Annotated in this window: 28 protein-coding genes; 10 read left to right on the forward strand and 18 right to left on the reverse strand. The window is 72.6% G+C overall.

Going from position 1 to position 26,932, the window contains the following annotated elements; genetic code table 11:
* Window positions 1–39: 39 nt before the first annotated feature.
* From ACQPZZ_RS01200 to ACQPZZ_RS01225, 6 genes are all read right to left on the reverse strand, one after another.
* Window positions 40–2,175 carry a peptidase domain-containing ABC transporter gene (locus ACQPZZ_RS01200; protein ID WP_432928113.1) on the reverse strand — a complete coding sequence of 712 codons (2,136 nt, stop codon included), beginning with the start codon at window positions 2,173–2,175 and terminating at the stop codon, window positions 40–42.
* Complete coding sequence (locus ACQPZZ_RS01205) at window positions 2,172–2,516, reverse strand: hypothetical protein (RefSeq protein ID WP_432928115.1); 345 nt, start codon at window positions 2,514–2,516, stop codon at window positions 2,172–2,174. Before ACQPZZ_RS01205 ends, ACQPZZ_RS01200 begins: the two co-directional genes overlap by 4 nt.
* An 18-nt stretch (window positions 2,517–2,534) precedes the next feature.
* On the reverse strand, window positions 2,535–3,548 hold the full coding sequence (locus ACQPZZ_RS01210; protein WP_432928117.1) for a TIGR04500 family putative peptide maturation system protein: 1,014 nt from the start codon (window positions 3,546–3,548) through the stop codon (window positions 2,535–2,537).
* Window positions 3,545–4,546, reverse strand: a complete 1,002-nt coding sequence (locus ACQPZZ_RS01215) for an MvdC/MvdD family ATP grasp protein (RefSeq protein ID WP_432928119.1) — start codon at window positions 4,544–4,546, stop codon at window positions 3,545–3,547. Before ACQPZZ_RS01215 ends, ACQPZZ_RS01210 begins: the two co-directional genes overlap by 4 nt.
* A 106-nt stretch (window positions 4,547–4,652) precedes the next feature.
* Entirely contained in the window at window positions 4,653–4,814 is a 162-nt protein-coding gene (locus tag ACQPZZ_RS01220; protein WP_363635496.1) for a hypothetical protein, read from the reverse strand.
* 176 nt (window positions 4,815–4,990) lie between these two features.
* A complete protein-coding gene (locus ACQPZZ_RS01225) occupies window positions 4,991–5,551 on the reverse strand; it encodes a methylated-DNA--[protein]-cysteine S-methyltransferase (protein WP_363635494.1) in 561 nt (186 codons plus the stop codon).
* Between the two features lie 403 nt (window positions 5,552–5,954).
* Here ACQPZZ_RS01225 and ACQPZZ_RS01230 point away from each other — a divergent pair, with 403 nt between their 5' ends.
* Window positions 5,955–7,769: a PAS domain S-box protein gene (locus tag ACQPZZ_RS01230; protein WP_432934253.1), complete on the forward strand. Its 1,815-nt coding sequence runs from the start codon at window positions 5,955–5,957 to the stop codon at window positions 7,767–7,769.
* A 150-nt stretch (window positions 7,770–7,919) separates the two neighbouring features.
* Window positions 7,920–8,372 (forward strand): ATP-binding protein, encoded by a 453-nt coding sequence (locus tag ACQPZZ_RS01235; RefSeq protein WP_432928122.1) that lies wholly within the window; start codon window positions 7,920–7,922, stop codon window positions 8,370–8,372.
* Between the two features lie 105 nt (window positions 8,373–8,477).
* Here the strand turns inward: ACQPZZ_RS01235 and ACQPZZ_RS01240 are convergent, their stop codons facing one another.
* The 4 genes from ACQPZZ_RS01240 to ACQPZZ_RS01255 form a co-directional block, all read right to left on the reverse strand.
* Window positions 8,478–8,978 carry a GNAT family N-acetyltransferase gene (locus tag ACQPZZ_RS01240; protein WP_432928124.1) on the reverse strand — a complete coding sequence of 167 codons (501 nt, stop codon included), beginning with the start codon at window positions 8,976–8,978 and terminating at the stop codon, window positions 8,478–8,480.
* Between the two features lie 163 nt (window positions 8,979–9,141).
* Window positions 9,142–9,804: a YidC/Oxa1 family membrane protein insertase gene (locus ACQPZZ_RS01245; protein WP_432928126.1), complete on the reverse strand. Its 663-nt coding sequence runs from the start codon at window positions 9,802–9,804 to the stop codon at window positions 9,142–9,144.
* A 77-nt stretch (window positions 9,805–9,881) separates the two neighbouring features.
* Window positions 9,882–10,163 (reverse strand): DUF6412 domain-containing protein, encoded by a 282-nt coding sequence (locus tag ACQPZZ_RS01250; RefSeq protein WP_432928128.1) that lies wholly within the window; start codon window positions 10,161–10,163, stop codon window positions 9,882–9,884.
* Window position 10,164: 1 nt separating this feature from the next.
* Window positions 10,165–10,332 (reverse strand): hypothetical protein, encoded by a 168-nt coding sequence (locus ACQPZZ_RS01255; protein WP_363635484.1) that lies wholly within the window; start codon window positions 10,330–10,332, stop codon window positions 10,165–10,167.
* Between the two features lie 247 nt (window positions 10,333–10,579).
* Here ACQPZZ_RS01255 and ACQPZZ_RS01260 point away from each other — a divergent pair, with 247 nt between their 5' ends.
* Both ACQPZZ_RS01260 and ACQPZZ_RS01265 read left to right on the forward strand, forming a co-directional pair.
* Window positions 10,580–11,293, forward strand: a complete 714-nt coding sequence (locus tag ACQPZZ_RS01260) for a response regulator transcription factor (protein ID WP_363635482.1) — start codon at window positions 10,580–10,582, stop codon at window positions 11,291–11,293.
* Window positions 11,290–12,405 carry a sensor histidine kinase gene (locus ACQPZZ_RS01265; protein WP_432928131.1) on the forward strand — a complete coding sequence of 372 codons (1,116 nt, stop codon included), beginning with the start codon at window positions 11,290–11,292 and terminating at the stop codon, window positions 12,403–12,405. The genes ACQPZZ_RS01260 and ACQPZZ_RS01265 overlap by 4 nt, the downstream gene beginning before the upstream one ends.
* A 10-nt stretch (window positions 12,406–12,415) precedes the next feature.
* On the opposite strand, the gene ACQPZZ_RS01270 is transcribed toward ACQPZZ_RS01265, so the two are convergent.
* From ACQPZZ_RS01270 to ACQPZZ_RS01305, 8 genes are all read right to left on the reverse strand, one after another.
* Window positions 12,416–14,197, reverse strand: coding sequence for an ABC transporter ATP-binding protein (locus ACQPZZ_RS01270; RefSeq protein WP_432928133.1), 1,782 nt, complete (start codon window positions 14,195–14,197; stop codon window positions 12,416–12,418).
* Window positions 14,194–14,721 (reverse strand): TlpA family protein disulfide reductase, encoded by a 528-nt coding sequence (locus tag ACQPZZ_RS01275; protein WP_432928135.1) that lies wholly within the window; start codon window positions 14,719–14,721, stop codon window positions 14,194–14,196. Before ACQPZZ_RS01275 ends, ACQPZZ_RS01270 begins: the two co-directional genes overlap by 4 nt.
* Window positions 14,722–14,748: 27 nt before the next feature.
* Window positions 14,749–14,967 carry a S26 family signal peptidase gene (locus ACQPZZ_RS01280; protein ID WP_432928137.1) on the reverse strand — a complete coding sequence of 73 codons (219 nt, stop codon included), beginning with the start codon at window positions 14,965–14,967 and terminating at the stop codon, window positions 14,749–14,751.
* A gap of 2 nt (window positions 14,968–14,969) precedes the next feature.
* Window positions 14,970–15,536, reverse strand: coding sequence for a MauE/DoxX family redox-associated membrane protein (locus ACQPZZ_RS01285; protein WP_432928139.1), 567 nt, complete (start codon window positions 15,534–15,536; stop codon window positions 14,970–14,972).
* A gap of 246 nt (window positions 15,537–15,782) precedes the next feature.
* Window positions 15,783–15,980 carry a hypothetical protein gene (locus ACQPZZ_RS01290; protein ID WP_432928140.1) on the reverse strand — a complete coding sequence of 66 codons (198 nt, stop codon included), beginning with the start codon at window positions 15,978–15,980 and terminating at the stop codon, window positions 15,783–15,785.
* Window positions 15,981–16,275: 295 nt separating this feature from the next.
* Window positions 16,276–17,811: a multicopper oxidase family protein gene (locus tag ACQPZZ_RS01295; RefSeq protein WP_432928142.1), complete on the reverse strand. Its 1,536-nt coding sequence runs from the start codon at window positions 17,809–17,811 to the stop codon at window positions 16,276–16,278.
* Between the two features lie 9 nt (window positions 17,812–17,820).
* Window positions 17,821–18,300, reverse strand: a complete 480-nt coding sequence (locus tag ACQPZZ_RS01300; protein ID WP_432928144.1) for a hypothetical protein — start codon at window positions 18,298–18,300, stop codon at window positions 17,821–17,823.
* 212 nt (window positions 18,301–18,512) lie between these two features.
* A complete protein-coding gene (locus ACQPZZ_RS01305) occupies window positions 18,513–18,917 on the reverse strand; it encodes a hypothetical protein (protein WP_363635465.1) in 405 nt (134 codons plus the stop codon).
* Window positions 18,918–19,177: 260 nt separating this feature from the next.
* On the opposite strand from ACQPZZ_RS01305, the gene ACQPZZ_RS01310 reads away from it, so the two are divergent.
* From ACQPZZ_RS01310 to pheA, 6 genes are all read left to right on the forward strand, one after another.
* The gene (locus ACQPZZ_RS01310) at window positions 19,178–19,528 is read left to right on the forward strand and encodes an STAS domain-containing protein (RefSeq protein ID WP_030511009.1); all 351 of its coding nucleotides are present in this window, start codon (window positions 19,178–19,180) and stop codon (window positions 19,526–19,528) included.
* Between the two features lie 13 nt (window positions 19,529–19,541).
* Window positions 19,542–20,279: a glycosyltransferase family 2 protein gene (locus ACQPZZ_RS01315; protein WP_432928146.1), complete on the forward strand. Its 738-nt coding sequence runs from the start codon at window positions 19,542–19,544 to the stop codon at window positions 20,277–20,279.
* A 250-nt stretch (window positions 20,280–20,529) separates the two neighbouring features.
* Window positions 20,530–21,990 carry a polyprenol phosphomannose-dependent alpha 1,6 mannosyltransferase MptB gene (mptB, locus tag ACQPZZ_RS01320; RefSeq protein ID WP_432928148.1) on the forward strand — a complete coding sequence of 487 codons (1,461 nt, stop codon included), beginning with the start codon at window positions 20,530–20,532 and terminating at the stop codon, window positions 21,988–21,990.
* A gap of 2,196 nt (window positions 21,991–24,186) precedes the next feature.
* The gene (locus tag ACQPZZ_RS01325) at window positions 24,187–25,440 is read left to right on the forward strand and encodes a glycosyltransferase 87 family protein (protein WP_432928150.1); all 1,254 of its coding nucleotides are present in this window, start codon (window positions 24,187–24,189) and stop codon (window positions 25,438–25,440) included.
* A gap of 22 nt (window positions 25,441–25,462) precedes the next feature.
* Entirely contained in the window at window positions 25,463–25,882 is a 420-nt protein-coding gene (locus ACQPZZ_RS01330) for a DUF4446 family protein (RefSeq protein ID WP_432928152.1), read from the forward strand.
* 111 nt (window positions 25,883–25,993) lie between these two features.
* Entirely contained in the window at window positions 25,994–26,914 is a 921-nt protein-coding gene (gene pheA, locus ACQPZZ_RS01335; protein ID WP_363635454.1) for a prephenate dehydratase, read from the forward strand.
* Window positions 26,915–26,932 lie beyond the last annotated feature (18 nt).

The raw sequence follows: 26,932 nt of genomic DNA on the forward strand, positions 1-26,932 counted from the left end.
ACCGAGGGCTGTCGAAGGCTATCGGCGGCTACCGGGGCGCTACTGGCGGCGTAGGCCGGCCGCGACGAGCGCGGCGTACACGCCCCCCTGGGCCATCAGCTGGTCGTGGGTGCCGCGTTGCACGACGTGTCCCGAGTCGAGGACGAGGATGAGGTCGGCGTCCCTGACCGTGCTCAGCCGATGGGCGATGACGATCCGGGTCTGCGGGAGCCAGGCCAGGTTGGCCTCGACGGCGGCCTCGGTGGCGCTGTCGAGGTTGCTGGTGGCCTCGTCCAGCAGCAGCACCTTGGGCCGGGCCAGCACGGCGCGGGCCAGGGCCAGGCGCTGCCGCTGGCCGCCGGACAGCCCGCCGCCGTCGGTCAGCATGGTCTCGTAGCCCATGGGCATGGCCATGATGTCGTCGTGCAGGGCCGCAAGCCCGGCGGCCTGCATGATCCGCTCCAGTGGCGCGTCGGGGTCGTTGAGCGCGATGTTGTCCCGGATGGAGCCGTTGAACAGGGCCACATCCTGGGTGACCACCCCGAACTGGCGGCGCAGCGTGCTCAGGTTCAGCTCGGCGGCGGGGACGCCGTCGTAGCGGATCTCGCCCTCGACCGGGATGTGCAGCGCCAGCAGGAGCCGGGCCAGCGTGCTCTTGCCCGAGCCGGACGCTCCCACCAGCGCGACCTTCTGACCCGGGCGGATCGTCACCGACACGCCGCGTACGGTCCACGGGCCGCGCGGGTCGTGCCGGAAGCCGACGTTCCGCAGCTCGATCGCGCCGCGCAGGCGCAGCACCTCGATGCCCTGGCTCGGTTCGGGGGCGGAGGCGAGGATGTCGGTCAGCCGGTCGAAGTGCGCGCCCGCCTGCTGGAGACTCTGCAGGCCGGTCATCAGCGACGCGAGCGGGGTGAGCGCGGCGAGTGCGACGGCGTTGAGCGCGACCAGGGTGCCCACGCTGAGCTGCCCGTCCAGCACCCGCCAGGCGCCGAGCCACAGCAGCCCGAGCGGGGTGATCACGCGGATCGCCGACAGCGCGGCCTCCAGGAGGCCGTGGGTGAGCCCGCTGCGCACGTCCGCGTCGAGTTGCCGGGCGAAGTGGGACGACCACTGTTCCATCGCCCTGCGTTCCGCGCCCGACGCCTTGAGCGTCTCGATTCCGCTGATCGTCTGGATGAGGCTGCTCTGCGAGGCCGACAGCGCCGTGAGCTCCTGTTGCGCCAGCCGGTGCACGCGGCGGGACGTGGCCGCGAGCAGCGCCGACTGCAGCACGACCACGCCGGTCAGAGCCACGCCGAAGACGGGGTCGCGCAGGTAGACCAGCGCCAGGTAGCCGACGGCGAGCGGGCCGTCCAGGAGGGCGGTGACGATCTGGCCGGTGAGCAGCTCGCGCAGCGTCGTGACGCTGGTGGCCCGCGTCACCAGGTCGCCGGTGCCGCGCCGGGTGAAGTACCGGTACGGCAGGGCCACGAGGTGGGCGACCACCCCCTCGGTGAGCTCCCGGTCGGCGCGGGCGCGCACCGCCACCAGCAGGGCCGCGCGCAGGTACGCGAGGACGAACTGGGCGGCCCCCGCAAGCAGCACGCCCACGCCGAGCAGCGGCAGCAGGGCGGTGGCGTCGCGCGGAATGACCGTGTCGAGCAGCAGCTCGGTCAGCAGCGGCATGGCCAGGCCCAGCAGCTGCAGCAGCAGCGAGGCCGCGATGACCTGCACGAGCAGGCCGCGCCTGCGCCGCAGCAACGTGCGCACGAACTCCCGCCGCCACGCGCTCGCCAGCGACGACGACCCGCGCCGGAACCCCTCCCCCGGCTCGAAGACCAGCAGCACCCCGGTGAAGGCGGCGGAGAACTCCTCCTGGGTCAGCCGCCGCCGCCCCTGCCCGGGATCGACGATGTCCACCCGGTCGGCCGACCACCGCTCGACCACCACGAAGTGGTTGAACTCCCAGTGCGCGACGGCCGGAAGCGGCACCCGGGCCAGGTCCTCGGGGTCGAGCGAGAACCCCCGTGCCTTCAGGCCGTGCTCACGGGCGCCCTGCAGGAGCGCGCGGGCGCTCAGGCCGTCACGGCCGACACCGAGGCGTTCCGACAGCTCGGTCAGCGTGACGCGGTGGCCGTGATGCGACAGCACCATGGCCAGGCACGCGGTGCCGCACTCGGTGGGCGTGTTCTGCAGCATCACCGGGACGCGTCTCACCGGGCCGCCCCCGGCACGGGCATGGGCGTCTTCACCGGTGTCGGCACCGCTGACCGCGCTGATATCTGCGCTGATATCTGCGCCGCCACCAGCACCGCCACGACCACTCCGGCGGCCGCCAGAACGGCCACCGCGATCCACAACATCAGGAACGACGGCCCGCGGAGCGCGACCGGCACGCGCGGCCCCCGGTTCCGTACGGCGTGCCGCCGCAGTGCCTCCTCCCGGAAGGCACCGCGTGCCTGCCCCGGGACGGGACCGCCCGGCTCGGGTGGTGGGCCGGGGGTGAGGACGCCGGGCTCTGTCCTCTGCTGCTCACGGCCTTGTCCTGTGCTGCTCACGGCGTTGCCTTGGGCCGCTCAGAGCCAGTGCCAGGTGATCTCGGCCGCCGCGCGGCGCGCCGCCATGAACGCGGCGAAGCCCGCCCGTCCCGCCGCGGCCCGCGTCACCGGGTCGTCGAGGTCGGCCGGCCGCCGTTCGCGTACCACCCCGAACAGGTGCCCGGCGCCGTACGACACCGGCCCCACGACCGCGCCGGCCGCGGCGTCCCGGAGCGGTTCCGGCAGTTCGCGGGCGACCCGGACCGCCGCCGTCACGTCGAGATCGCCCCGCGACAGCACGGCCGCGCCGAGAGCGGCCAACGGTTCCCGCGCCGCGGCGAGGCCGGCCAGCCGCTCCGCGCTCCCCGTGGCCCAGATCGCCCAGACCTGGTCGAACTCCTCGGGGTGGCGCTCCAGGTAATCCCGCGCGGTCTCCCGCTCGATCCGCGCCCGCACCCGCCGCTTCAGGGCGAGCCCGTGGATGTGGTTGTCGTAGGCCTCCTGGGTGAGCCCGACCTCACCGAGCCAGCGCAGCATCCGCTCACGGGTGTGCAGCCCGCGCCGCCGCCGGTAGGCGTCCGACGCCTCCTGCAGCTCCTCCCCGGCCGGCTCGGGCTCACGCGCGATCAGCTCTTCCAGGACGCAGTGGTCGACCAGCTCCTCCGGCACGGAGGGATCCCGCTCGGCGCGGGCGCGCAGCGTCAGCAGCGCGTTCTGGATCAGCAGCTCCTGGCCGTCGACGGTCAGCACCCGGCCCGAGGCCCAATGGGTGGAGTGGTCCACCGTCCAGGGGACGCCGTCGTCGGCCGGGGCGGTCAGCGCCACGGTTCCGCCGGCCGGATGGCCGAGCACCAGGTCGTAGTCGACCGTGGGGCTGCCGGGCCGTACGTCGGTCACGAGCTGGGCCCGCGCGTCCGGGTGGTCCGCCCGCCAGCGCTCGGCCGCGCGCCGTGCCGCGGCCACGCCGTCACGCGTACGCGGCAGGCTGCGCAGGAGCTCCACCGCCTCGGCCAGGACGTCGGCGAAAGAGGTCTCCTCGGTAGGAACGGTCATGTGCTTTCCATCGTGGTCGCGGGGCGGGGGCCGGGTTCGGCGGCGACGAGCCAGTCGGCGATCGCCGCGGAGATGGGCAGGCCGGTGGCCGACTCGATCCAGCCCCACTGACCGGTGGGATTGATCTCCAGGTACACGTATCGCCCGTCGGGGGTGAGGATCATGTCGATGCAGCCGTACGGCAGGCCGAGCGAGGCGGTCAGCGCCAGGCAGCGGCGCTCCACGTCCTCGGGCAGCCGATGGATCCCGTAGGCGGAGAAGCTGCGCTCGTAGTGGCGGTAGTCGTACCGGGTCGTCCGCGACCCCTGGGAGTGGATCTCCGCGGCGAACACCCGGTCTCCCACGACCGTGATCCGCAGCTCGATCGCCTTGTTCACGTACGGCTGGAGGATCACCGGGGAGGCGCCGAGCCGGTGCCGATGGGTGAGGTGCCGCCGGGTGACCGGGGTGGTGTAGAACACGTGCTCCTCGCCGCCGACGTGGAACGGGACGTACTCCACCTGCTTGGCGATCAGCTCGCCGTCCGCCTCCGCCCAGAACGGGATGAGTTCCTCGGAGTCGTTGGTGACGAGCGTGTCGGGGGTGACGAAGCCGAGCCGGGCCGCGGCGGCGAGGTTGAGCAGCTTGTTCTGCAGCCGGATGACGTCGATGCTGCGGCCGGGGAACCAGCGGGCGTCGAGGGTGTCCTCCCAGCCGTACAGCAGGATCTGCGCCGTCTTCTCGACGTACCGCCGGTGGTCGGCGTCGGTCACCGACTCCGGTGCCCGGGGCGGAGAGGGACGGCGGTTCCACACGGCGCTGAACAGGGACGTGTCGTACGTCCTGCCGCCGGTGTGCAGGATGTGGCGCCAGCCCTCGCCGGTGAGCCGGGAGGTGATCCGGCTCTCGGCCGGGTAGCCGCCCGGATCCCACCACAGGAACTCCGTCCCGCGTTCACGCAGATGCGGGACGACCATCTCCACAGACGCGTCGTCCGCGGCGCTGAGAATCAAGATCAACGTACTGTTTCCCGTCGAGGTTCCAGGCGAGGTTTCCCGTCGAGGTTTCCCGCCGAGGGGACGGCGTGACCGGGCGCCCGGTCACGCCGCCGTGCTGGTTCGACCGTCAGATGCGGACGTCCATCGGGTCGCCCTGGCCGCCTCCGAGAGAGGAGGACACCCAAGCGCACTCGGGGCCCATCAGCGGCGGCAACCCGCCGACGATGTCGTCCAGGAAGTCCTCCGGCAGCTCGGCGTCACCGTTGAGGTCGTCGATGCGAACAGACATGCTTTTCACCACCTTTCATATGGAACGGCGGCATGCCCGGAGAGCCCGCTCACGGCCCGAGGGCCGTGACGGGACGAGTCCGGTGTGCCGACGAGGAAGCAGCCTGCCGAGCGCGGCTAAAGGCTTACTTGTGATCTTCTAAAAGCCCTGCGGGCACGGGTTGGAGCCCGGGGTGGTCAGAGGGCGCCTTCCAGGCGGAGCAGGTGCTCCTTGGCCGCCGGGCCGCCGGCGTACCCGCCGAGCGCGCCCGGGCCCTCCACGGCGCGATGGCACGGCAGGAGCAGGCAGACCGGGTTGCCCGACAGGGCGTTGGCCACGGCGCGGGGCGCCTGCGGGCGCCCGATCCGCTCGGCGATTTCCTGGTAGGTGGTGACGCTGCCGTACGGCACGGCCGGCATGAGCTGGATCACCGTACGGCTGAAGCCGGTGACCAGGCGCAGGTCCACGGAAAGGGAGAAGGTGCGCAGCCTGCCCGTGAAGTACGCGTCCAGTTCCCTGCGCAGGGGATCGAGGCGGCGCGGGTCGGGCCCGATGAACGAGCCGACGACGCGGGAGATCCGGGCGAAGAGCTGGTGCTCGTCCTCGTAGGTGCAGGCCAGCACGCCGCGTGCGGTCACGGCGAGGACCAGGCGGCCCACCGGCGCGTCGGCGGTGCCGAAGGCGACCTCGGGCGGGGTCTCGCCGACGTAGCCCGGCGAGGTCACGCGGAGCAGGGCTTCGAGGTCCTCGGTGGACATGGGCGCCCCACTTTCTCGTCACTACTGCAGGCAGCGTATCGGAGCGGTCGCGAGGTGATGGAAAACCCCAAGATCAAAAGGTGAAAGAAGGCACGATGGGGACGTGGGTGACAGCAGCGTGGACGGCCGGGCGGCGGGTGTCGCCCCCGCGATCCCTGACGCCGTGGACCCGCCCGCGGGCAGGTTCGGCGTGGAGCCCGGCGGCGGTCCCGGTGCGGGCGCGGAGCCCCGCGGGGGCGCCGCCGCGACGGCGAACGGAAGCCCCGGCACGACCGTGAACGGAAGCCTCGGCGCGATCGTGAACGGAGGTCCCGCCGCGAGTCCCGGCACGACCGTGAACGGGAGCGTCGGCGGGCACGCGGACGAGGCCTTCGGCGGTGTCGAGGAGGGCCTCGCGCAGGCGATCCTGGCCGGCTCCCCCGACGCGATCGTCACCCTCGACCGTGACCTGGCCGTGCTGAGCTGGAACGCGGCGGCCGAGAGGCTGTTCGGCTGGCCCGCGGCCGATCTGCTCGGCAGACGGGCCCCGATCGTGCCCGACGAGCTGATGGCCGAGCACCACGCCGTGCTCGAACGCGTACGCGCGGGCGGCCGGGTGTCGGTGACCACCAAGCGTCTCCACCGTGACGGCCGGCTGCTCGACCTGCGGGTGGACACCAGCGCGTTGTGCTCGCCGGCCGGCGTTCTGCTGGGATATGTGAAGGTCTACCACGCCGCCGAGGACGACGACGCCGCGCACGGCAGGATGGTGCGCCGCGCCCGCCTGGTGCGACGGCTGACCGACGTCGTCGGCGACATCAACGCCGAACTCGACCTGCCCGTCGTGCTCGACCGGATCGCCGCGAGCCTGACCGAGCTGACCGGCGCCGACGCCGGCGGTTTCGTGTCCATCGAAGGGGAGCGGCTGCGCCTGGTCGGCGTGCACCAACTGCCGGAGACGCTGCGCGGGGCCACCGCCGACCTGCACACCAGCCTGGTCGCCAAGCTGCTGCGCACCGGTAAGACCGTGCTGCTGGAGACCGGTCCCGAGGGCTTCCCGGACCTGATCTGGGCGCGCCTGCCCGGCCTGCACACGATCGCCGTCGGCATAGCCGCCGTGGGCGGGCGTCCGTACGGAGCGCTGTACGCGCTGTTCGCCCGGCGCAAGCCCAGCCACCTGGAACTCGAACTGCTCGAACTGCTCGCCGGGCACGCCGGCATCGCGGTCGCCAACGCGATGGCGTACCAGGAGGCGGTGCGGCAGCGTGCCCACGAGCGGGCCGTCTTCGACGCCAGCGCCGACGGCATCGCCGTGCTTGACGGCACGGGCGTGGTCGTGCGGTGGAACCCGGCGGCGGCCGAGCTGACCGGGCATCCGGCCGACGAGGTGATCGGGGGGCCGCCGCCCTTCCCGCTGCCGGCGCCGGGGGAGAAGCTCACCTTCCAGCTCCCGTCCGGCCGCTGGCTCGACGTGCTGTGCGCGGAGATCAGGGAGACGGGGGAGAGCGTCGTCGACTTCCGCGACGTGACCCGGGCCAAGGAGCTGGAGGAGGCCAAGGACCTGTTCCTCGCCACCACCAGCCACGAGCTGCGTACGCCGATCACGATCGTGCACGGCTTCGCCAGCACGCTCGACTCCCGCTGGGACCACCTGTCCGACGGGGAACGGCGTTCGGCGGTCCACACGATCGCCGAGCGCGCCCGCTCGCTCGGGCAGCTCATGGATCATCTCCTGCTCGGCGCGCGGTCGGGCGCGGAGGAGCTCAAGGTCAGGGTCGAGCCCTTCGACCTGGCCGCCCGCGTGCACGCTGCGACGCTCGGACTTCCGGTCTTGCCCGACAGGCACCGGCTGGAGGTGGACATCCCGCCCGATCTCCCCTTCGTGTTCGGAGATGCGCTGGCCACCGACATCCTCCTGGCCCAGTTGCTGGAAAACGCGTTCAAGTACTCCCCTGACGGCGGTCTGATCCGGGTCGAGGCATGGCCGGAGGACGAGCGGGTCGTGCTGGTGGTGGACGACGAGGGAGTGGGCATCGCACCCGGTGACCGGGAGCGCGTCTTCGAGCGGTTCGTCCAGGCCGACAGCGGCAACCGGCGCAGATTCGGCGGCGTCGGGCTCGGGCTCTACATCGTGCGCAACCTCGCCCGGGCCCAGGGCGGGGACGTCGCCGCGCTGCCGCGATCCGGTGGGGGAACCCGAATGCGACTGGTGTTGAACTCGGCAGGATCTTCATCCTGATAAGACAGATCGGAGCGTGGCGTCACCACTTAAGGACTGAACTATTGTCCAATGTGCACAAGCTGTGATCCGGGGCACGGTTTCCCGGCCGAGCAAGCGGGGCATTTCGGTCGTAGCTGGCTCGTGCCGCAGAACGGGGGTAAGGGGGAGGTGAGTGCGTCGAGCGTCGTGATGCTGCCGTACGCACCGTCGAGCGTCGCCGTCGCACGTCAGCGCCTCAGCGCCGAGCTTTCGCACGCGGGGCTGCTCGCCACCGCCGTCGACGACGTTGTCTTGATCATGAGCGAACTGCTGAGCAACGCGCTGCGCCACGCCCATCCTCTCCCGTGCGGCCGGCTCAAAGTGGCCTGGTTCTGCTCGGACACCCAGGTCGAGGTGGCCGTGAGCGACGGGGGCGCGTATACGGAACCCCGCGCGGGCCGTCCGACGCTGTCGTCTCTCGGCGGTCGTGGGCTCGGCATCGTCGAGTACCTGGCCGAGCGCTGGGGAGTCCGGCACGAGGAGGAGGCGACCACCGTCTGGGCCGTCGTGCCCGCCATATGGCCCGCCCGGAACGGACACGTCGAGATGTCCGAAACTCCGGTGCTGCGCGAGGTCGGTTGACGGCCACTTGAACCTCGGGGCTGCGACACGGGGCTGCGACACGGGGGTTCGACAGGGGGCAGCGGGCCGAAGGACGCGTTCGGCTTGAGTCGATGGGGGTTCGGGTCAGAGGCGGCCGAAGTCGTACTCCATGCAGACGAGGTCGTCCCGGGCGTCCCATGACTCGGTGACGGTGAAGCCGGTTCGCTCGTACAGGGCGATCGCTGTCGTCCGCCAGCCCCACACCGACAGCCGTACGGACCGCAGGCCGGCCGCGTGTGCCCGGGTGAGCGCGGCGCGGACAAGCCCGGCGGCCACACCCCTGCCGCGCTCGTCCGGGTTCACCCACAGCCGTTTGATCTCCGCCCGTTCCTCGGCGGGCGCCGTGAGCACCACGCAGCCGATCGTCGCGTCCCCACGACGTGCGACCAGCACGACGTCGTCCGCGAACGCCGCGCCCGGATCCTCGACCTCCACACGGTAGCGCTCGGGCAGTTGCGTCGCGTCGGCGACCGGCACGCCCTTCTCGGCCTCGGTGCGCAGGTGATAGGCGGCCAGAAGCGCCCGCAGGCCGTCCCCGCCGGTGTCCCCGGCCGCCCAGATGCCGATCACGTGATCAGAGGTCATGCGGTCAGCATTCCATTCCGCCCGTCACGGCGCGGGCTGCGCCGGGTGGAGGTGGCCGAACCGGCGGGCATCCGCACCGACCGGTGCGTACGGCTCGCACGGGGCCGCGCCGTCACCCCGTTCCGGACTCCGCGCGGACGTCACCCCGTTCCTCCTCCCAACGTCACGCCGTGCGCGGGTGGAGCACGGCCCGTTCGGCCGTCGTCCAGGCGCTGCTCACGAGCAGGTAGACGCCCGCCGCGAGCGGGAGGAAGGCCGCCGCGACCACGGTCCAGAACGGCGCCAGGACCTGGAGGCGCCGCATCGGCGCCGTGGGCTCGACCCGGCGGGCGGCGATCACGGCCACGGCCACGAGCAGCGCGAGCAGTCCGGCGAACACTCCGGCCGCCGGGCTGACCAGGCCCGCCCCGGCGACCGCGGCCGCCAGGTGCTCCCCCAGCGGCACGCCGAGCACGCTCTGCGCCAGCAACAGGTTCGGGTGTCCCGCGATCACCGCGGCGGAGAACAGCCGGTAGGCCACCATGAAGAACGGGGACTGCGCGAACGCCGGGAGGTAGCCGGTGAACTGGCCGACGCCCTCCTTGGCGTACAACGCGTTGATCTCACGCTGGAACCGCCGGGGATCGTTCTTCCAGCGGGTGCGCAGCCTTTCCGCCTGGGGAGCGAGCCGCATCCGGATCCGCTGCGCCCGCGCGACGCGGAGGCTCAGCGGCAGCAGCGCCAGCCGTACGGCGAGGGTGACCAGGACGATCGCGAGTCCGGCGCCGGTGACGTGGCTGAGCGCGCCGATGAGCCGGTAGGCGGGGTCGAGCACGAAGTCGAACATGGAAAGCCTTTCGTCTGTGACCTTCTGCTGGTGAATGAGGGCATGACGAAGGCGCTCGTGACCGGACGGATCACCGGTCAGGCGAGCGCGTGGCTTCCGGATGGTGCACGGGGACGGGGACGGCCAGGCGTGCCGGGATCGCGCAGCCTGACCATCGCCGTCTCACCGTTGTACGACGACCTGCCCGGCCCCCGACGCAGAACGGGGACGCCGGTCAGCCGGCAGAGCATCCAGGCGAACACCAGGACGGCCACGCCGGCCAGGCCGACCACGGTCAGCATGCCAGGCCCCACGGACCCGGCGGCCAACCCGGCCAGCAGCCAGACGAGCGATCCGACGGCGGCCTGGAGAGCGTTCACCTCAGCGGGACAGCTTCCCGACGACGGTGACCGCGACCACGGCGACGAGAGCGATGATTCCGATGATGAGCAGGAACTTCAGCGTCGCGAACAGCGCGGGGATCACGAATCCGAACACCAGCCAGAGAGCTGCGAGGATTCCCAGTACGGTCAGTACGGTACGGGCCATAGCCACAAGGTACGCGGTGGGACCGACAATCGCGAGCTTGATCCAAAATCGGTTTCCCTACCCGCGTTCCGTGAGGTTTCACGTGAATCATCGCGTTAGGTCCGCGGTTCACCGGCCGACGGTGACGGCTCCCGCACGTACAGAGGCGGCGATGGGGCAGACGGCGCGGCCGGTTTTCGTGAGACCGGTTCTTACGAGACGGTGACGGGACTCGGCCGGGCCGCGCGGCGGACTTACCGTTGAGGGCGTGCCCTCCTCGAAGAACTCCGCGAATACCGCTCGCGTCCTGGTGGTGGACGACGACCCCACCGTCGCCGAGGTGGTGGCCCGTTACCTGGAGCGGGACGGGCACGAGGTCGAGTGCGTGGGTGACGGGGCCGAGGCGCTGCGGCGGGCTCTGGCCGACCCGCCCGACCTGATGGTGCTCGATCTGATGCTGCCCAAGCTCGACGGCCTTCAGGTCTGCCGGAAGCTGCGGGAGCGGTGGCCCGTCCCGGTGATCATGCTGACCGCTCTCGGCGAGGAGATGGACCGGGTGGTCGGCCTGGAGACGGGTGCGGACGACTACGTGACGAAGCCGTTCAGCCCGCGCGAGCTGGCGCTGCGCGTGCAGTCCGTGCTGCGGCGGGCCCGTGGCGCGCTGGTGCCCACGGGCACCGGCGTGCTGCGTGACGGCGATCTCGTGGTGGACGTCGGCGCCCATGAGGTGCGCCTGGGCGACAAGGAGATCACGCTGACCGCCCGTGAGTTCGACCTGCTCGTCTACCTGCTGCGCAATCCCCGCCAGGCGTTCAGCCGTACGGCCCTGCTCGACCAGGTGTGGGGCTGGTCGTTCGGCGACTCCTCCACCGTCACGGTGCACGTGCGCAGGCTGCGGGAGAAGATCGAAGACGACCCCACCGAGCCGCGCCGGATCGTCACCGTCTGGGGTGTCGGCTACCGCTACGAGCCGCTGCCGTGATCGTCCAGATCGTCGCGGTCGCCGCCGGGCTCGGCCTCGTCATCGCGGGCCTCGGCCTGGCGCTGCTGCGGGTGCTGCGCCGCCGCTCGATCGGCGTGATGCTCGCGGTCGTCGCGGCCGTGACGGTCTCCGCGACGCTGGCCGGGGTGGTCGCCATCACGCTCGCCATGATCATCGACGGCCGGCCGAAGAACATCGTGCTCACCGTCGTCGGCATCGGCGGCCTGGTGGGCCTCGGGGTCGCGCTGGTCAACGCCCGGACGGTGGTGCGCGCCAGCAGGAGCCTCGTCGGCGCTCTGGAGAGCGTGCCGCCCTCCGGCCGGTTCGTCCCGCCGCCGACACCGCTCCCGGCCGAACTGCAGACCATCAGCACCGCCCTCGAGCAGGCGTACGAGCGCCTGCGGCTGGGCCGCGAGCGTGAGCGGGCGCTGGAGAGCGCACGGCGCGAACTGGTCGCCTGGGTCAGCCACGACCTGCGCACGCCTCTCGCCGGGATGCGCGCGATGGTGGAGGCCCTGGAGGACGGGGTGGCCGACGACCCCGAGACCGTCAAGCGCTACCACGTGCAGATCAGGGTGGAGGTCGACCGGCTCGCCGGAATGGTCGAGGACCTGTTCGAGCTGTCGCGGATCCACGCGGGCACGCTGCGGCCCACGCTCACCCGCACCGGGCTCGGCGACCTCGTCGCGGACACCCTCGCCGCCGTCGAGCCGCTGGCCCGCGCGAAGGGCGTGCGTCTGACCGGCGAGGCGGATCCGCGCGTCCCCGTGTACGCGGACGCCGGACAGCTCGGCCGGGCCGTACGGAACCTGGTGGTGAACGCGATCCGCCACACGCCGGCCGGGGGCGCGGTCGTCGTGCGGGCGACGGCGGACGGGACGACCGCCCGCCTGTCCGTGCTCGACGGCTGCGGCGGCATCCCGGAGGAGGACCTTCCCCGGGTTTTCGACGTCGCGTTCCGCGGCGAGGCCGCGCGGACGCCCGGCCCCGACGGCGGCGCCGGGCTCGGTCTCGCCATCGCGCGCGGCATCGTGGAGGCCCACGACGGCGAGATCGGCGTGGTGAACGAGGGCCCCGGCTGCCGTTTCGAGATCACGTTGCCCCTGGCCTGACAGCGCGGCGTCAGCCGACCTGGTAGCCCTCCGCCTGCAACGCGAACAGGCTCGCGTACAGGCCGCCGAGGCGCAGCAGTTCGGCGTGCGAGCCGCGCTCGGCCACCCGGCCCTCGTCCAGCACCACGATCAGGTCGGCTTCCCGGATCGACCCGAGACGGTGTGAGATGAGCAGATTCGTCCGCCCTGCCCGGTGCCGCCGTAGCCCGCTGTGGATCTCGTGCTCGGCCTCGGCGTCCAGACCCGAGCTGGGCTCGTCCAGGATCAGCAGGTCGCGGCCGCCCCTGAGGTAGGCGCGCGCCAGCGCGAGACGCTGCCACTGGCCGCCGGACAGATGGACCCCGGCCTCGCCGCCGTCGAGGAAGATCCGCGACAGAAGCGTGTCGTAGCCCCGTGGCAGCGCGCCGACGAAACCGTCGGCACCCGCGAGGCCGGCGGCCTCGGCGATCCGCTCCCGATCTTTCAGCGCGTCGAGGTCGCCGAGGCCGATGTTGTCCGCCGCGCTCATGTCGTAGGTCATGTAGTCCTGGAACACCGAGCCGATCCGCCGCCGCAGATCGGCGGGATCGAGGTTTCTGAGGTCGACGCCGTCCCAGAGGATCGCGCCCCGCTCCGGGTCGTACATGCGGCACAGCAGCTTGACGACGGTGCTCTTCCCCGCCCCGTTTCGGCCGACGAGGCCGACCGAGTGCCCGTACGGGATGGTGAACGAGACGCCCCGCAGCACCCACTCGTGCTCGGGGGAGTACCGGAACCAGACGTCGCGGAACTCGATCCCCCGCCGAGGCTCGGGCACGGTGACCGGCGCGGGCCGCACCGGGAGGTCCGGCGCGGCCGTCAGAACCGTCAGGTAGTGACCGAAGAGCAGGGCCTGCTGGTGCATCGTCGCGATCTCCCCGACCAGGCCGCTGATCGCGGCCTGGACCCCGGCGACGGCGGCGACGAACAGCGAGACGTCCCCCACGGTCCGGCCCTGGCCGAGGGTCTCCAGCAGGGCCCACAGCAGACCCGCTCCCGCCAGCAGCGCGCTCGCGCCCGCCATGACGCTCTGGACGGCCAGCTCCCGGCGGTCCGAGCGGCGGCGCTCGGCGTTGGCGGTCACGCGCTGCTCGCGCATCAGGCCGCGAAGGTGGCCCGCGAGGCCGAACAGTCTGATCTCCTTGGCGGCCTGGGCGCTCAGCAGGAGGTCCTGGAAGAAGAACTCCCTGCGTTCGTTCGGGCCTATGCCGATCAGCATCGCGGCGCGGCGCCGGGACAGCCAGACCTCGGCCGCCAGGCCCGGCACGGCGGTGGCTGCCACCAGGACGGCCATCCACGGGCTGATCAGGGCGAGAGCGCCGAGGAAGCCCACACCGGCCACGACCGACCTGACGACCCCGAAAGCGGCCATGACCACCATGCCGGGCGTGGCGCCGCCGTACTGCAGCGCGAGCCTGAGCGTGTCGAGGAAGGCGGGATCCTCGAACCTGGACAGCCCGACGAACCGCTCGGTGGCGGCGAACAGGCGGTCCTGCGCGACGACGCCGATCCTCCTGCCGATCTCCTCCCGCAGATACAGGGTGGCCTGGGGCACGACGGCCACCGCGGTCCCGCAGGCGGCGAGCGCGGCGCCCAGCCCGGCGAGCGACTCCGCGGTCGCCGTCCCGTGGGAGACCAGGTCGAGCACGGCCTTGGTCAGCCAGGCGATCACCGGCGGGATCACCGCCGCGGCCGCGATCAGCGCGCCGTAGACCGCCAGCCGCGCCCTGCCCGCCTCCCACGCCAGCCGTACGGCCGCCCGGACGGCCCTCACGCGCCCAGGCCCTCCATGCTGGTGCCGCTCGCGAGAATCGTGCGGGAGGCGTCGACCAGTGCGAAAGCGGGGAACCCGGACACCGACAGCGCCCGCGTGAGACCACCGCCGGAGCTTTCGATCACTACGCGGGCGACGGGTTCGAGCGCGGCCCGTTCCGCCGCGACGTCCTCTTCGCGGCCGGCCAGTACGGCGAGGACCGACGACCTCCCGCCCGCGCGGTTCTCGGCCGCGTCGACGAACGACGGCATGCGCTCGGCGCAGGCCGGGCAGCCCGGGGAGAAGACGCCCACGAGCGTGGGCGTCCCGGGAAGGGTGTCGTCGGACACCGTCTCTCCGTCCGTGGTCACGGCGGTGAACGGGCCGACGGCCGATCCCGCCGGGGCCATGACCTCGGGCCCGCGTCGCAACGCCGCCAGCGCCTCCGAGTGCTCGCGGAGCCTGCGGATGACGCCCACCGAGAGGACGAGGTCCACGGCGCACAGGACGCCGACGACAGTGACGAAGGCGATGAGGAACGGCATGAGGTCTCCCTGCTTGGGCCGTGGGTTTCATCGGCTGTGGTCCGGCGGCAGCCACCGCAGGACCACGCCCAGGACCCGGTCGGCGGGCACGAAGCCGCGCCGGCGCGAGTCCGGGCTGGAGCGGGGGTCGTCGCCCAGGACGACCAGATGGGCGGCCCGGCGCAGCCGGGCGACCACGGCCAGGCCGGAGAGCGCCACGGCCACGCCAGAAAGGAGGATCGGCCGCACCTGGGCTGGGTGAGCCATCGCTATCTGCTTTCCCGGGTGAGCCCGAACAGGTCGGCGATCTCCCCCGTCAGCACGACCAGGACCGTGACCAGGAGCGCGGCCAGGGCGGCGACCGCCGCTCCCGCGAGCTCGGCCGGCCCGCGTGCGGGGACGAGGACCGTCAGCGCCAGGCCGGTGAGGGCGATCGACCCGAGGACGGCGTTCCTCGCGAGGTCGGCGGGTCCGACCGGCAGCCTCCGGCCGCCGAAACAGTGGCAGGGCACCGCGAGACCTCTGCGGATCGCGGTGCGGATGACGAAGGAGAACGCCGCCAGCGCGGCCAGCGCCACCGCGAACCCGGCGGACGCCGTGGCCGGGACGGCCGTCAGCACGACGACGGCCGCCTCCGCGGCGGCCACTGCGACGGCCACCGTGGCCGCGAGCCCGTGGCGCCGCTCCGCTCGCAGGGCCCGCGTACGGCCGGGAAGCAGCCGCGCCGTGGCGTCGGCGAACCGCGACCAGGGCTCCCGCCCGCGCAGCTTCGAGGCGAGTGAGACCAGGAACGTCAGCCCGACGGTCATCCGGCAGGCGAGGAGCAGGTAGGTCACGGATCCCCTTTCGGCTTCGACTCCGCCGCGCATCGATCGCCGGAAGGTGTGCCGGCGGCAGGGACCAGGTGGGCGCCGCCGGCTCCGGGACGCCGTGCGCCACGCGGTGGATCGCCGGGCCGGCTGGGTCCAGGACACGCGGGCCGGTTCGGTCCGGGACGCGCGGACCGGCTGGGTCCGGGACGCGCTCGGGCGTCGCCCGCGCGCGTCCCACGCACCGAGACCCCGGCCGGGCTCGGCGGGATGTCAGCAGGCCTGGCTGTAGCAGTAGTAGCCGTAGTTGCCGCCGTAGCAGCAGACCTGCCGTACGCCGTTGTTGCAGGGGCAGTTCGGGCCGGGCTGGCTGTATCCGGGGCACCAGCACGGCACTGCGGCCGACGCCTCGGTCCGGGGCACCAGGCGGGCGAGCAGGCGGTCACCCCAGGACTGGAACGTGCGAACCATCGACACTCCTCCCTTCGCGGCCGCTCGTTCGAGCAGCCGCCCTCACGTTCTCATCGAGGCGATGGAGATCAACCGATGAGCCTTAGCGAGGTGGTCAGTGAGAAGCGTTGTCAGGGGTTCCATTGCAGTGAAATGCGGCGTTCCTTCCGGCCTGGACGAGAGTCGAAGTGTCGTTGACATCGTCTGTCATGAAAGGTTCACGGCCGAGGGCGGAGCGTTCCAACACGCGAGACCGAGATCGCGGGGCGACGGCGTGCTTTCGGTGCCGTGCCGTCGCGCGCCCTCGCCCCCGAAGTCATTCCGGCTCGTTCCCCGCCGTCCCGCCCACGGTGAAGGGCGTGGTGACTCCCTCGTACATGAGATGGGCGACGAGACCCTCGGTCGCGTGCGGCAGGTTGTGGCAGTGGTCCATCCAGACGCCGGGGTTGTCGGCGACGAAGGCGATCTCGTACGTCTCGCCGGTGCCGACCTCAAGGGAGTCCACCCACCACGGGCTGCCCGTCGCCCGCACGCCGCCCCTGCTCAGCACCACGGCGTGGTGGCCGTGCAGGTGCATCGGGTGCGGCTCGCTGCTGTCGTTGACGATGCGCACCCGCACCACGTCGCCCTCGGCGACCACGAACATCGGCACGTCGGGGAACATGTGGCCGTTGACCGTCCACCAGATCCCGGGGCGTCCGTCGAGGAAGCCGGGGCGGCGCCCGATCTCGTAGTCGAACCGCCGGTCGGGCCGGTCCGGGTCGAAGCCCAGCGGCGCCGGCGTGCCGTAGGAGAGCAGGTCAAGAGTGGTCGCGGGCCGGGGGGCGGCGGGCGCGTCGTACGACCGCGAACCGAGCACAACGCCGGTCGGGCCGCCGACGTGGACCCGCACCGGTGAGCCGTCCTCGGGCATGGTCACCTCGATGTCGGCCCGCCCTCCGGCCGTGACCAGCACGGCGGTGTCCCGTACGACGGCGGGCTCGTGCAGCTCGGTGCCGTCGACGGCGGCGAGCCGGAACGGGGCGCCGCCGACCCATACGGGCGTCTGGCCGTTCTCCGTGTTGATCACGCGCACGCGCACCCGTGCGCCGGGGGCCGCCTCGGCGCGGACGTCACCCTCCCGCCCGTTGACGGTGCGGGCTCCGTCGTAGAGGTGCAGCAGCGCCACGACGTCGACGGCGGCGGGCGGTCGCGCCGCCGGGGCCACCACCAGGGCGCCCAGCAGACCGCGGCGCACCTGCTCGTGGGACACCTGATGGGAGTGATACCAGAAGGTGCCCGCCTGACCCGCGACGAAGCGGTAGGTGAAGGACCGGCCCATGCCGACCGCGTCCTGGGTGACGCCGGCGACCCCGTCCGCGGCGTTGGGCACGTCGACGCCGTGCCAGTGCAGCGTGATGCCGTCCGGCACCGACTCGTTGACCAGGCGGACCTGCACCAGCTGTCCGACGGTCGCGTGGATGACCGGACCGGGCGAGGTGCCGTTCAGCGTGTATCCGTCCACCTCGCGGCCGGTGGGCAGCCGGAACCGCTGCTTGCGGGCGACCAGGGTGACCGCGACGTCGGGCGTGCGTTCCGGATCGGCGGTCAACGACGTCAGGCTGCGCGCCGGCGCCGTCTGCCCGCCGTGCCCGAAGTGTGCGGAGTGTGCGGAGTGTGCGGAGTGTGCGGAGGTGCCGGCCACGTGTGTCAGGGCGCCGCCGTGGTCCGCGTATCCCATGTCCATGACCGAGTACGCACCGGGCATGAGACTGTCCTGCCACAGCCAGGCCACCGGGCCGAGCAGGGCGATGGTCGCGGCGCCCGCCAGGACGAGACGGAGACGGGCGCCGCGACGGCGAGTCGCGTTCATGGGAGTTCGTCAGGCGACGGTTTCGGCACGGGCGTACGGCTGGCCGGGTGCGCTCGCCGTCGTGTCCGCCGCCTTGCGGCCGCGGCGCGCGGCGTGGACGGCCGCGCTGAACAGCAGCAGCGCGTTCAGGCCGTGCAGGGCGCCCAGGGCGGGGATCTCGTGGCCGAGCAGGCCCAGGGAGACCTGGACCACGACGAGCAGGACCACGAGGGCGGCCCCCTTCACCGCTCCGGGGATCTTCGCGAAGAACGAGGAGATCAGCAGAAGCAGCGCGATCGCGGGGATGACCATCATCCCGTTCATGCCGTGGACCATGAAGGCGAAGAACTCGGGGAACTGGATGTTCCCGCTCTCCGCGGCCGCCTTGTCGATCACACCGCCCTGCTCGATGTACTTGAACAGGCCGGCGTCGCCGAGCACGACCATCATCGCCTGCACGGCGACCTCGGCCGCGACCAGCGAGGCCAGGATCTTGTAGACCAGTTTCATGACGCTCTTCCCATCCGGAACCCGGCGAGCCGTGCCGCGGCCCGGCGGTCCTCGTCTGTCTCGGCCGGCGTCCGTCTCCGCACGCCGGCCCTCACACAGGGGAAGTTACGAGCGCCTCCATGGAGAACACTTAACGATGACTTTGATGGCGCTTGGAGCCGTGGACTCCCGCGCGAAAGCGCAGGCCGGCGGGGTGCCGGCCTGCACGTAGGTCATGTGTCGTCGCCCTGGTGCTCCAGCTGGCCGCGCCAGGAGGGCACGTCCGGGGCGGTCTCCCGCCGGCGCGGGGTGAACGCCTCCGCCATCGCGCGGAACGTGGGACACGGCCAGCGCCACATGCAGCTGCGGCACCGCAGGATGGGGTTGGCGAAGTCGCTCGAGATGCCGCCCGCGTCCCTGGGCTGGTGCAGGTCGAGCAGCCGGATGCCGAGCTCGGAGAAGCTCAGCAGCTCCTCCCGCGCCTCGGCGAGGAAGTCGAGGTCCTCGGCCGCCAGCCGGGCGCTGACCGGGACGTACCCTTCGCGGTTGACCAGGCCGCGCAGCGGCTCGGCCGCGTCGCGCCACGACGAGGCCTTCTCGGTGCGGACCTGGATGGTCTCCAGATGCTCACGCAGCACTCGACGCTGGGGATCCTCGGGTATTTCACTGTTCATCTGCTCTCGGGCCCGCTGTGCTCGGCGCCCGCCCTCCTTCGCGAAGTGACGACCAAGACGCGGAGGTTCCGGGCCCTCCATCCGGCGACGCCGGTGTCGCGTAGCGTCAAGCTTCGCGCACTCGGCGTTTACATGGGGCCGGAATCGGGGACAAAGGGCGGACGACTCTTCGACGAATCCGATGGAGCGTGACCCGGGGCCGGGACGACGCTAGTGTGCGCCTCGTGGAGCTCAAAGTCGCGACGCAATCCCACGCCGGTCAGGCCGTCATGGCCGTCTTCGGCGAAATCGACCTATATACGGCGCCCCGGCTGCAGGCGGAGTTCACCCGTCTGCTGGAGACCGGGCCGGACCGCGTGGTCATCGACATGTCCGGAGTGGAGTTCTGCGACTCCACGGGCATGAACGTGCTGCTGTCGGCGCTCAAGCGCCTGCGCGAGCGTGGCGGCACGCTGGAGGTGGCCGCGCCGAGACCGGCGGTACGAAAGATTCTGCAGGTCACAGGACTGGACTCGGTGTTCACCGTGCACGACACGGTGCCCGCCGACCTGCTCACGGCCGAGCATCAGGGCTAGGCGAATGGGGGAGATGGCAGTGCCGGAGCCGGACACCGCGGTGGTGATCCCGGCGAAGGACGAGTCTGACCGGATCGGCGCCACCGTGACCGCCGCTCTGAAGCTGCCCGGCGTGGATCTCGTGGTCGTGGTCGACGACGGCTCGTCCGACGAGACCGGCCGGGTGGCCAGGGCGGCGGGCGCCCGGGTCGTACGGCACAGCCGAAACCGGGGCAAGGCTGCGGCGATGGAGAGCGGGGCCGAGGCCGTACGCCTCCTCGACGAGGACCGTCCCCGGCATCTGCTGTTCCTCGACGCCGACCTGGGCGAAACGGCGGCGGCGGCGCTTCCGCTGATCGCGCCGATCCGCGAGGGTGAGGCCGACATGACCATCGCGAGGTTCGCGACCAGGGTCAAGCTCGGCGGGCACGGCATGGTCGTACGGCTGGCCCGCGACGGCATCAAGCGGCTCACCGGCTGGGAGGCGACCCAGCCGCTCAACGGGCAGCGGTGCCTCACCCGGGCGGCGTTCGAGGCGGCCCGGCCGCTCGCCCACGGTTTCGGTGTCGAGACCGGCATGACCGTCGACCTGCTCAGGAAGGGCTTCCGGGTGACCGAGGTCGAGGTCGAGATGTCGCACCGGGCGACCGGCACCGACTGGCGCTCGCAGATGCACAGGGCCAAGCAGCTCCGCGACGTCGGCCTGGCCCTGGCCGCCCGCGAGCCCGCCGTGAACCAGGCGCGAGCCGCCCTCCGCTCCCCACGCCGCTGACCGGGCTCGCCGGCCCGGGCTCGCCAACCCGGGCTCGCCAACCCGGGCTCGCCAACCTGGGCCCGTTGACCGGGGCTCGTTGACCCGCGCCGCTGACCCGCGCTCGCCGGCCCGCGCCACCCCAGAGGCCGTGCCGGCGCGGCGATGCTCTTCCTCCGCGCGGCCGGTGCCGCCGGGCACGCCGCCCGGCCGTGCCGACAGGCACGCCGGCCCGGCCGGTGGCGGCGGCCTCATGTGGTGGAATTCTCGGGTGGATTCGCGGGGGCTCGCACGGATCGCCGCCCGGCTGGCCCCGGCCGCCGGCGGTCTTTCGATCCTTCTCACGATCGCGATCGGCGCCCTCGGGCCGTCGGCGATGGTGCCCCGGCTGCCCGGGCGGTCGTGGCAGCCCCCCTACTCGCTCGATCTCGCGCCCGACGGTCATCTCGTCGTCGCCATGGCCGCCGCGGCGCTCGTCCTCGGCACGCTCGGCCTGGCCGCCGGCCTCGCGTACGCCGACCGGATGCCGCGGGCGCGCACGCTGGTCGTCGCCGGGTGCGCCGCCGCCGGGGTCCTCGCGTTCCTGCCGCCCTCCGGGTCGGCCGACCACCTCAACTACGCGGCGTACGGCCGGCTGGCGGCCCTCGGCTACGACCCGTACGCGACCGTGCCCGCCGACCTGCCCGCCGATCCCGTCGTCGGCAGCGTGGAGGAGTGGCGTGACACCCCCAGCGTGTACGGCCCGGTCGCGACGGCCGTGCAGGCGCTGGCGAGTCACGCCGGGGGCGAGTCGGTCCGCCTGACGGTCTTCGTGATGGCCCTGGTCAACGCCGCCGCCTTCGTCGCCACCGGCCTGCTGCTGCACCGTGCCACGGCCGGCGATCCCGTACGGCAGCGCCGCGCGGCCCTGCTGTGGACGGCCAACCCGCTGATCGTCTACGAGCTCGTGGCCGGGATGCACCTCGACACCGTGGCGATCGCCTTCGTGGTGGCCGGGCTGGTGGCCCGGCGAGGCGTGCCGCTCGGCTTGGGCGTCGCGGTCAAGGCCACCGTGGGCCTGGTGGCGCTGGGCACGGCGTGGGAACTGCGCAGGAGTCCCGGACGCCTCGCCCTGGTGGCCGGGTCGGCGGCGCTGACCGTGCTCGTGGCATATCTGCTGGCCGGGCCGCACTCGCTCGACCAGTTGCTCAACGCCAGCAAGTCGGTCTCGCTCGCCACGCCGTGGGCGCTCGTGAAGAAAGCACTGCAGGCGGTGTTCGGGTCCGGGGCCTACCACGCGTGGATCCAGGCCGGGTCGCTGCTCCTGCTGGCCGTGCTCGCCGCGCTCCTGCTGCGCGGCCGGCCCGCCGCCGGGCCCGAGGGGCCGGCGGTCGCCCTGGCCGTCGCCGTGGCCTGGCTGTTCGCCACACCGTACGCGCTGCCCTGGTATGACGGGCTGGGGTTCGCGCTGCTGGCCCTGGTCGCCTGGCCGGGCCTGGAGGCGTTCCTGGTCGCCCGGCTCGCCGTGCTCGCGCTCGCCTACCTGCCCGCACGTAAGGCGGATCAGCCGGACGACCTGGGGTGGCTTGTCGACGTGGTCAGGGGGTGGGTGGCGCCGTCGCTTCTGCTGGCGCTGACGATCGCGCTGCTGTGGTGGGCGGCCCGGTCTGCAGCGCGCGTACGGACGCCGCGAGCGTCAGCGGCACCGCGACCGTCAGGGCCATCGCCGGGATCGCGATCCCCGAGTCGTTGATCAGGAACCCGGCGAACGCCGCGGTCAGCGCGCCGAACAGTCCTGCCCTCAGCTCCGGCGCCCGCTCGTACGCAAGGCTCAGCGCGGGCGCGCCCCACCGCGACGGCCGGGCCAGCACGAGGAACAGGAACGCCAGCGCGACCAGCGACAGCAGCGTCAGCGGCAGGTTGCCCAGCGTGTGGAGCATCGCCCCGAGCTTGCGTCCCACGACCGAGCCGCCCTCGCCGCCGATCAGTTGCCCGACGAACGCGCCGAGATGCGTGCGCCGATCGGCGGGACGCAGCCAGTCGGCCACCGCGATCAGCGAGATGAGCACGCCGCCCGCCAGGGCGATCAGCCCCAGCCGGACGACCGAGATCCGTTTGCCCGCGACCATCAGCACGCACACCGCCACGCCGAGGACGAACGACGGCACCCCGCCGAAGTCCGCGCCCCACGTCGGCCAGCCGTCCCCGGCGATCGCGAGCAGGCCGTACGCGACGCAGACGGCCACGGCGAGCCGCGGCCGGCGGCGCAGCGCGTGGGCGACGGCCGCCAGGAGCAGGATCGTGCCGGTCGAGTAGACGGCGAAGGCCATGTTGCCGAAGCCATAGAAGCGGCCGCCGGTCACCGGCTCATACCCGGCCACCGCGTTGACCTGCAGCCGCGAGCCCGTCACCACGTCGGCGAGGAGCGCGAGCGAGCTGATCCCGGCGACCACGGCGGGCGGCCCCAGCACGTGGCGGCGCCACGGCCCGGCGTACGCGAGCCCCGCCACCAGAAGAGCGAAGGCCAGGATCGTGCCGAGCAGGGCGGGCATCGGGTGCGCGAAGCTCCACCACGGCACGAGCTGCGCCAGGAAGATCGATATCGGGAGCGCGCCGCTGACCGTCGCCACGACGCGAGTGGTCGTCAGCATGCGCCGGTGGCGCCTGACCACGACCGCGGCCAGGCCGTAGAAGAGCAGTTGCGCGACGACCAGCGTGATGAAGAACGGCTCCCTGACCTCCCTGAGCACCTGGCTCGCGAGATCGGCGTCGGCCAGCCCGCGAGCCGCCTCGGTCACGGGCGGGGCCGCGCCGCCGCCCGACCACGCCCTGCCGACCGCGCCCTCGGGGGTGGGAACGCCGAGCAGGTGCGTGACCGTCGCCGTGACGTCGGTGATCGTGACCAGCGCCCGCTGCCGGGTCGAGGTGGCGGTCAGCCACCCGTGCCCATACGGCCCGCCCGCGGCGATCGCGACGTGCAGGTGGGCGATAAAGCCCTCGCCGCGGCCGGGGGAGTCGGACAGCCCCGCCACGAGCACGGCCGCACCGGCGGGCACCTTGGCGAGCACCTCCGCGACGGTCCGGTCGGCCGCGCTCACCGCCGCCCGCCGCCCCTGCCCGTCGGTCTCGATCCCGGTGATCTCCCCCGCCTCGGCGACGACGAGGGCGTACGGCGTGAGGTCGGGCAGCGCGGCGGGCGTCGCGGCGTACGTCGCGACCCTGCCGGAGGAATCGGCGGCGGCCAGGGCGGCTCCCGGGCCGATGGCCGCGATGCGGCCTCCGGCGGCGGTCACGGCGTCGGCGAGGAGCCCGAGCCGGGCCTTGAACGGGCCGGCCTGCTGCACGGCGACCAGCTCGGACCAGTTCTGGATCGCGGCCGTGCCGCCGGCGCCGGTGACGGGCCCGGGGAGGGGCGTGCAGCCCGGGCCGGGCGCACCCGCCCGCTGACCGGCCGAGACCGTGAGCCATCCGGCGGCCGGGCAGGTCACGGGCGACCCTTCGGGAGGGACGGCCCTCGTGGACAGCGACGCGCTGGAGCCGCGGGTGGCCAGCCCCCACAGGGCGGGGGTCCGCCGGGGATCCAGATCGTCCCAGCGGAGGCCGGGCACCCCGATCATCACGACCCGGCCCGTCACCGCTGCGGGCTGACGCGACGCCGACGCGGGAGAGGCGGGCAGGACGAAGACCGCCACGACGAGCATCAGGATCGACGCGATGAACCCCGCCAGCGGGCCACGCCGGGTGCCGGTGCGGCCTGGCGTGGCCGGTGGACGGCGCCGCCGGACCGTGATGGCCCGGGCCGTGTTCGAGGGCCACGCCGAGTCATCCGGTCGGCCGGAGGCCCGGATCGCTGGGCCCGCCGGAGCCGGGGCTGATCCAGGTGGCACTGTCCCGCGCTCCCTCATGATCGATAACGGTGCGGACACGGTCCACGGTAGCCTGCCTGGTCATGACGACTGGCCGGATCGCCGGGGGCCGCCGGCCTGCCTGGGCATGGGCGCTCGCCCTGGTGGCGGTGGCCGCCGCGGCGGCGCCGCTGATCGCCTTCTGGCTGACCAATCCGGAGGACCAGCGTCTGGTGGACCTGGACGTCTACCGTACGGGCGGCTGGGCGCTGCTGCGGGGGCTGCCCGTCTACGACGTGATCACGCCGGCTCCCCAGCTGCTGCCGTTCACGTATCCGCCGGTGGCCGCGATGCTGGCGGTGCCGCTCGCCATGATGTCGTGGCCGGTCGCGCAGTGGGTGTGGACCGCGGCCCTCGTCGCCGTCCTCGCCGTGACCGTCCGGCACGCCTTCCGCGCCTTCCTGGACGGCGTGCGCGGCGCACTGGCCGCGCCGTTGCTGTTCGCCGTGCTGTGCGTCGCGTGCACGTATCTGATGCCGGTCAGGGACCAGTTCAGGTTCGGCCAGGTGGACCTGTTCCTCCTGGCGTTGTGCCTGCTCGACTGCGTGGCGCGCAGACCGTGGTGGCCGCGCGGCATGCTGATCGGCCTCGCCACGGCGGTGAAGCTCACCCCCGGCGTGTTCCTCGTCTACCTGGCGATCACCGCCTTTCCCGCCCGGAAGGGGGATGAGGGACAGCGCAGGGCCTTGTTCATGGCGGTGTTCACGGCGGCCCTGCTCACGCTGCTGCCGTTCCTGGTGATCTTCGACGACGCCCGGGACTTCTGGTTCGGGGCGCTGCTCGACTCCGAGCGCCTGGGCGCGAACGCCGCCACCACCAACCAGTCGTTGCGCGGCATGCTGCTCAGGCTCTACCTGCCCGGCTGGCTGACCACGGTGCTCTGGCTCGCCGCCGTCGCCGTGATCGGCTGGTACGGCTTCCGCCGCGCCCGGCGGGCGTACCTGGACGGTGACACGACGACCGCGGTGGCGCTCACCGGGCTGATGGCGGTGCTGCTGTCGCCGGTGGCCTGGATCCACCACATCGCCTGGGTCGTGGTCGTGCTCGCGGCTCTCGCGGGGTCCGGGCGCGACCCGGTCCGGCTGCTGGTCGCGGCGGGCGTGTGGCTCTACTACGTGCTGCCCGTCCCGTGGTGGGGGGTGGCGCTCAAGGCGCTGGAGATCCCCGTGCTCAGCCCGGTCGTGGGGAAAGTCGTGCAGAACGCGTTCGGGCTCGGCGCGATCGGCCTGGTGTGGCTCCTCGGGTCCTGGTTGCCGCGGCGGAGGGCCGCTGTCGCCGTTCCCGCTGCGGCGACTTGACCAATTCATTACGCTCGGTGCCGTGCTGGTTACCGTTGTGGGGTTGGCCGGGGTCGTGGCGGGTGCGACCGGCATGGTCATCGGCCTGATCGCACTGCGGGCCGCCCGCCGCTCCGTGTGGCGATGCCTGGACGTCCTCGCCCGGCGGGCGGCCGTCGAGGGGCGGGTGGACGCCAGGGCGATTCGCGACGTGGCGTTGTACCGGTACGACGCGCTCGACGAGATGACCGGCAGGCTGTCGTTCTCACTCGCGCTCATCAACGGCTTCGGTGACGGCGTCGTGCTGACGTCGATCAACGGGCGCACCGAGACCCGCACGTACGCCCGCGCCGTACGCGGAGGGAAGGGAGTGCAGCCGCTGTCGCCGGAGGAGGACCAGGCCGTACGGGCGGCCAGACTCGGCATGGGTCCTGAGGTCGAGCCGCATCGCGTCCTCCGCTGAGGTGGGACGGCGGAGGGCGGGAGTCGTCCACAGGGCGGGGCTGACGAGGACGTTTTCCACAGGAGTGTCGTCGCGCGACCGCGACACCTGGCGGCGGATACCCTGGATGACATGTCGAAGCTCGCGTATCTAGGGCCCCAGGGCACCTTCTGTGAAGCGGCTCTACGACTTCTGGAGCCGAATGCCGAGCGTCTGCCCTGCGCCAATGTCGGAGCCGCGCTCGACGCCGCCCGCGACGGCGAGGCGGACGGCGCGGTGGTCCCGCTGGAAAACTCGGTGGAGGGGGCGATCACCCAGACCCTCGACGAGCTGGCCGGGGGGAAGCCGCTCCACATCACCGGTGAGTGGCTGCTTCCGGTCGAGTTCTCCCTGCTGGTGCGCTCCGGCACCGAGCTGGCCCAGATCAAGCGGATCATCACCCATCCGGCGGCGCACACCCAGTGCCGTGGGTTCATCGAGCGCGAGATGCCCGGCGCCGTGGTGATCGCGGCCTCGTCGACGGCCGCCGCCGCGCAGGAGGTCGCCTCTCCCGAGTCGCCGTACGACGCGGCGATCAGCCCGGCCATCGCCGGGGAGTACTACGGGCTCGACGAGGCCGCCTCGAACATCGGAGACCGCTCCGACACCGTCACCCGGTTCATCAAGGTGAACCGTCCCGGCCCGCTGCCCGAGCCCACCGGCGCCGACCGCACCTCGCTCGTGGCCTTCCTCCGTGACGACCACCCGGGCGCGCTGCTGGAGATGCTGAGCGAGTTCGCGGTGCGCGGGGTCAACCTGACCCGCATCGAGTCGCGACCCACCGGAGACGGCATCGGCCGCTACTTCTTCCACTTCGACCTGGAAGGTCACATCGCCGACGCCCGGGTCGGGGAGGCCGTCACGGGGCTCCGCCGGCTCTGCGACGACGTGCGTTTCCTCGGCAGCTATCCGCGCGCCGACCGCGTTGCGACGCAGGTCAGGGAGGGTACGGCGGACGCGGACTTCGCCGAGGCCGGAGAATGGCTCGCCAAGATCCGCGCCGGTCTCGCTTAACGGGCGGGACCCGCACCG

Source organism: Microbispora sp. CA-135349, from assembly GCF_050947365.1.
Taxonomy (GTDB): domain Bacteria; phylum Actinomycetota; class Actinomycetes; order Streptosporangiales; family Streptosporangiaceae; genus Microbispora.

Bases quoted from the DNA above. Each gene is read 5' to 3' on its own strand.
- ACQPZZ_RS01210 (WP_432928117.1), bottom strand. From the start codon at position 3,548: ATGACCGTTCCTACCGAGGAGACCTCTTTCGCCGACGTCCTGGCCGAG.
- ACQPZZ_RS01245 (WP_432928126.1), bottom strand. From the start codon at position 9,804: ATGTTCGACTTCGTGCTCGACCCCGCCTACCGGCTCATCGGCGCGCTC.
- ACQPZZ_RS01225 (WP_363635494.1), bottom strand. From the start codon at position 5,551: ATGTCCACCGAGGACCTCGAAGCCCTGCTCCGCGTGACCTCGCCGGGC.
- ACQPZZ_RS01220 (WP_363635496.1), bottom strand. From the start codon at position 4,814: ATGTCTGTTCGCATCGACGACCTCAACGGTGACGCCGAGCTGCCGGAG.
- ACQPZZ_RS01290 (WP_432928140.1), bottom strand. From the start codon at position 15,980: ATGGTTCGCACGTTCCAGTCCTGGGGTGACCGCCTGCTCGCCCGCCTG.
- pheA (WP_363635454.1), top strand. From the start codon at position 25,994: ATGTCGAAGCTCGCGTATCTAGGGCCCCAGGGCACCTTCTGTGAAGCG.
- ACQPZZ_RS01325 (WP_432928150.1), top strand. From the start codon at position 24,187: ATGACGACTGGCCGGATCGCCGGGGGCCGCCGGCCTGCCTGGGCATGG.
- ACQPZZ_RS01300 (WP_432928144.1), bottom strand. From the start codon at position 18,300: ATGAAACTGGTCTACAAGATCCTGGCCTCGCTGGTCGCGGCCGAGGTC.
- ACQPZZ_RS01255 (WP_363635484.1), bottom strand. From the start codon at position 10,332: ATGGCCCGTACCGTACTGACCGTACTGGGAATCCTCGCAGCTCTCTGG.
- ACQPZZ_RS01240 (WP_432928124.1), bottom strand. From the start codon at position 8,978: ATGACCTCTGATCACGTGATCGGCATCTGGGCGGCCGGGGACACCGGC.
- ACQPZZ_RS01295 (WP_432928142.1), bottom strand. From the start codon at position 17,811: ATGAACGCGACTCGCCGTCGCGGCGCCCGTCTCCGTCTCGTCCTGGCG.
- ACQPZZ_RS01275 (WP_432928135.1), bottom strand. From the start codon at position 14,721: ATGCCGTTCCTCATCGCCTTCGTCACTGTCGTCGGCGTCCTGTGCGCC.
- ACQPZZ_RS01315 (WP_432928146.1), top strand. From the start codon at position 19,542: ATGGCAGTGCCGGAGCCGGACACCGCGGTGGTGATCCCGGCGAAGGAC.
- ACQPZZ_RS01280 (WP_432928137.1), bottom strand. From the start codon at position 14,967: ATGGCTCACCCAGCCCAGGTGCGGCCGATCCTCCTTTCTGGCGTGGCC.